The following is a 4,771-nucleotide window of genomic DNA, read 5'->3' as shown; positions in this document are numbered from 1 at the left end:
TCAATGCCAATAATATCCCCTGGTTGCAGTTGATTGTAGGCTTTCCTAATCTGATCATGGGGAATGAAATTAACAGTTGTCTGCTTCAGATTAGCTTCCATGGCTACTATACACTGGTAATTTGACTCATCACTTACTAAAGATGGGTACTTACCCCTGTGTTTACTCATGTAGTTGAGGGTTTTCTGGCGGGATACTCCTCCTAAATCTAGCGCTATGTTTTTAACTGTGCCCCTTCTCTGATTGTCATCAATCCATTGAGAGAAATAGTGTAATCGGCTGCAATAGCCATTTAGATTACCATCCCCATAACGCTGGTCACGAAGGTGATTGACAAAGGTCTGCTGAGAATAATCCTTTACGGTTATCCCTCGCGCTAGGGCTAGAATGGTTTCCACAAAAAGGACGCAGTCAAATTCATTGAGGGTGATAACTAAAGTTTCTTGACTGGCTTGGTCTAATAAGTGAGCTTTATAGCTTGCGCCCAAAAATTGCTGTGCGATCGCTTGCATGATCTCTGGGAGCGTCCGCTCAGACAAGTGGTTTGCGATCGCATACTCCATCACCTGCTCGAAACGCTTTTTATCTGCTGGGTCACTAATTTCTGGTAGGGGAAATTGGGCTATCATCAGTGACTCAGCCCTATCCTTTAATGATTCGGATATAGTGCTAGTAATTAATTTGCTAGTAATTAATCGTTTATGGCCTAGTTGACCAGATTCTGACTCAACAGTAGCTTGAGATACTAAACCAGAAGCCACACAACACGTGAGTATATAAAAAACCGCAGCTAGCCTCAAGCTTTTTTTCATTCTTAAACCTACAAACCTACCCTAAACCGAATGCGAAGGGAGAACCACTTTTGATCTGTTAACCCATATTTATTCACTGGTCAGTGTTAACTATTTCACTGGCAACTTTAGGCTCCACAAAATTATTTTCCTGTTCAGCATTTTTGACACTCCCCATAGCTAGAAGCTAGGGGATTCTTGGTTCAACGAGCTGACTTGCTCAACCAGACCGGAATCAGGAAGAGTAGAGGCCAATTAGAGTCGATGTCCGGCATTACCCGGAGCACCTCTCCTGTCATACCGAGCGTGAAACTTTCGCTTCACTCGGCTCCTAGGTATTCTGACCTTTCGGTCTGCCCATGTGAATTAATTGGTGACAACTTCGATGTACCGCAGCTAGATTATTTGGTTTCCAGTTGTCATGGTTTCCGTCTACATGGTGAAGTTGGACGTCTTCACCCGGTAATAACTTTAGTCCACAGTATCCACACGTATGGTTTTGTTTGTTTAAGGTTTTAGAGGTCGTGTTGTCGTAGAGCTTGCTATTTCGCTTACTCCAGTACACTGTATCTCCGTCATATGGTGACTTGGTTCCAGTGACCATAACGTGACCGAATTGCTCGTAAGGAACCTTTGGGAAGGCTTTTTTAACTAGCTTTACGGCTTCGTGTTTATTGACCTTCTTTTCTTTGATGAATCGTATTCTGGCGTCTTCGTTTTGGAACCATAGTGATTCCCTTGTTCCGCTCATGTCACAATTCTTGTGGTAGTTCCTCCAACCGCGTACGATTGGGGCGAGCTTTGTTACCTTAACTTCTGCTCCATAATTCGAGCTGTTGACCACGGTTTTTACTTTCTTGCGGAAGTCTCTGAAGTTGTCCTCTGAGGGAATACTTCTTATTTTTCCATTTTTCTGGACTCTAAAGTTCCAGCCTAGGAAGTCAAATCCGTTTGTCGAGTAAGTAATTCTGGTCTTCTCTTCGCTGATTTCCATTCCTCTTTTTGCGAGGAATTCCTTTATTTTGGTTAGGACTCTTTCGGCATTGTCTTTTGGTTTTAGGAAGATTATCATATCATCAGCATATCTAACTGATGGGTGGATATCTTCTATTCCGTCAAGTGCTATGTTTGCAAGGAGGGGTGATACTACTCCTCCTTGTGGTGTGCCTTGTTCGGGGAATTCCAGGTCAACTCCTGCCTTGAGGCAACGGAATATCCCAGTCTTTAAACTCTCCGGGGCTATTAATCTTGTCATTATTGAACGGTGGGATATGCGGTCAAAGCATTTTTTGATATCTAGCTCTATTACTCTCTTTTCCCGTCCTTTTACTCTAGAGTTCAGGTTTTGAAACACATATTTCTGTGCATCCTGAGCACTTCTTCCAGTCCTAAACCCGTAACTCCGGGCGTGAAAGGTAGCTTCGTGGGCGGGTTCGAGTGCGAATTTAGCTAGGCATTGCCATGCTCTGTCGGCAATTGTGGGTACCTTGAGTATTCTGGTCTTCCCGTTTTTCTTCTTAATGGGTACTTCACGTAGTCCGCTGTGCTTCCAGACATGGGCGCAGTGGTTCAGCCTATCAAGAAGTTCAAACCGTTCCTTAGGAGTGAGGGCTGTCTTCCCATCAATCCCGGCAGTTTTCTTACCCTGATTTAGTTGTGTTACTTGACGGATGGCCAATAACTGTGCCGCACGAGACCTCAGAATCAGTTTTTGTAGAGACCTGGCTTTCTTTAGGTCACCAGCTTGAACTGCTTTATATACGCGCTTCTGTAGGCGGAATAAGTCTTGACGGAGTTTTTTCCATTTTTGACTTCTCCATGATTCACTATAAGATTTTCTCATGTGTCTAACCATACTCTTCATTGGCTGCATATATTCTGAATACCCGCGACCAGTTTCCGGTCGCATCTTACCCGGTGAGAGGGATTAAGTCTGGCATGACTTACCGAGGTTTCGACCTTTTCCTCAGACCTCATGGTCACCGTTTTTACTCGTTCCGTTCTAAGGATTGTTTTGACGATTTAGGATGATTCACTTGGCCTACCCATTTCTCGGAGTTACAGCTATTGAGAATACATGCTGTGAGAATAAATGGATTGAGTCCACATATTTTGGTCAGATTGTGGCTCCTCAGTTAGACCCTTTTCTAGAATCTGTTTATCCGTGTCGTCTCTCCATTAGCGCCAGTGTGGGTAATCTGCCTCCCCTCTGATTGCGCCCTGTTGCCAGCGTCACTCTGGTAGGTTGCCGCCTTCCTCGGTGTGGCCAGATAGGTAGTCACCTGTCTCCTCAGGGGTGGGGTCTTCACCCACATCCAAAGAACAGTTAGAGATTTATCAGGGTGTCCACCCTTGTGAATCTCCCCAACTCTTACCCCTTTATTTTCTAAAGGCTCCTAGTTGGAACGAGCCGCACATTCTCCCCAAGCGTTAATTAAAGTTCCCGTGTGCCCCACGGTACTCAAGGCTCTAGTTAGGATGTTTTTGGCGGCATTGTGGTCGCGATCTAGCCGACACCCACACTTACAGACATGGGTTCGAGTTGATAATGACTTCTTGACCACCTCACCACAATTGGAACAATTCTGGCTTGTATAAGCAGGATTAACTGCGACAGTTATCCGACCAAACTTTTGACCAAAATACTCCAACCATTCCCTAAACTGGTACCAACCTGCATCATTAATAGACTTGGCGAGACAGTGATTTTTAACTAAGTTTTTAACCCTCAAATTTTCGTAAGCGACCAGGTCGTTAGACCTGATTACGCAACTTGCCGGAGACGAAACCTTAGATAGTGGAGCCTTTATGGGTGTTCGGCTTTGCATAAAAGGGTTAAATCTTTTGTAATAAGGCTCCACTATCTTACGGTAACTTCTAACCAGTCTCTTGGCATGTTCTTCACGTTGCCTACTTATTTTGAGGTGTGTCCTGCCTAGTCTATTGGTAGAGTCGATGTCCCCTATTAAGGGGAGCACCTCTCCTTCAAATCCGTACGTGCGACTTTCACCGCATACGGCTCCTAAGTATCTTTCTGGCTACTGTGTATATATTGGTGGCAACTCTGGTGAATTGCCATTAAGTTCTTTGGCTTCCAATTGTCGTGGTTTCCATCAATGTGATGGAGATGTACAGATTCGTTGCCTAGTAACTTATGTCCGCATTGTCCACAGCAATGGTTTTGCTTTTTCAAGGCTCTGGCGGTAGCATTATCGTAGAGCTTAGAGTTTCTTTCGCTCCAATATACCAGGTCTCCGTCGTAGGGGGACTTGGTGCCCCTGACTTTGATCTGCTTATTTTCCTTCCACTTCACTTTAGGAAATGCCTTAGTTATTAATTTTTTGGCTTGTCCTTTGCTGATTTTCTTTTCCCTTAGGAATTTATCGTGTGTTCTCTTTGCGGTGAACCACAATGAGTTCCTGGAGCCGTCCATCTTGCAGTTTCGGTGGTAGTTTCTCCAACCTCTTACGATTGGTTCTAATTTCTTTGCCTTTACTTTAGCGCCATAATTCGAGCTGTTGGCCACGGCTTTGATTTTCTTCTTGATAGCTCTTAGGTTGTCCGCTGAGGGCATACTTCTGAACTTACCATTTTTCTGGACCCGGAAATTCCAGCCCAGGAAGTCAAAGCCGTTTGTCGAGTGAGTAATCTTGGTCTTTTCTTGGCTGATTTCCATGCCGCGTTCAGCGAGGAATGTGGCCACGTTTTGTAACACTTTTTCTGCGTCGTCTTTCGGTTTTAGGAAGATTACCATGTCATCGGCGTACCGAATCGAAGGGTGAATCTCCTCTATGCCGTTTAGGGCGACGTTTGCGAGCAGTGGACTGACCACTCCCCCTTGTGGAGTTCCTTGCTCCGGGAACTCTGGGTTTACCCCTGCTTTTAGGCATATGAACACTCCTTGTTTTATACACTTGGGTGCTATTAGATTAGCCATTATTGTGCTGTGGGATATGCGGTCAAAACATTTTTTGATGTCT

General features: G+C 44.7%; 3 protein-coding genes and 1 pseudogene. All 4 read right to left on the bottom strand.

Annotated elements, in window-relative coordinates; all coding sequences use genetic code 11:
• On the bottom strand, positions 1-812 hold an 812-nt coding region (locus F6K20_RS24690), incomplete at its 3' end, for an N-acetylmuramoyl-L-alanine amidase-like domain-containing protein (protein ID WP_287296390.1).
• 310 nt (positions 813-1,122) lie between these two features.
• Positions 1,123-2,646, bottom strand: a complete 1,524-nt coding sequence (locus F6K20_RS24685) for a group II intron reverse transcriptase/maturase (RefSeq protein ID WP_502708871.1) — start codon at positions 2,644-2,646, stop codon at positions 1,123-1,125.
• 541 nt (positions 2,647-3,187) lie between these two features.
• Positions 3,188-3,736, bottom strand: a pseudogene (locus F6K20_RS24680) (RNA-guided endonuclease InsQ/TnpB family protein); the annotation flags it as partial.
• A 77-nt stretch (positions 3,737-3,813) separates the two neighbouring features.
• A partial coding sequence (locus tag F6K20_RS24675) for a group II intron reverse transcriptase (RefSeq protein ID WP_287296386.1) occupies positions 3,814-4,771 on the bottom strand: 958 nt, incomplete at its 5' end.

It is taken from the genome of Moorena sp. SIO2C4 (assembly GCF_010672485.1).
GTDB lineage: Bacteria > Cyanobacteriota > Cyanobacteriia > Cyanobacteriales > Coleofasciculaceae > Moorena > Moorena producens.
The sequence above is the reverse complement of the archived record's forward strand: the minus strand, read 5'-3'. Positions and strand labels throughout refer to the sequence as shown.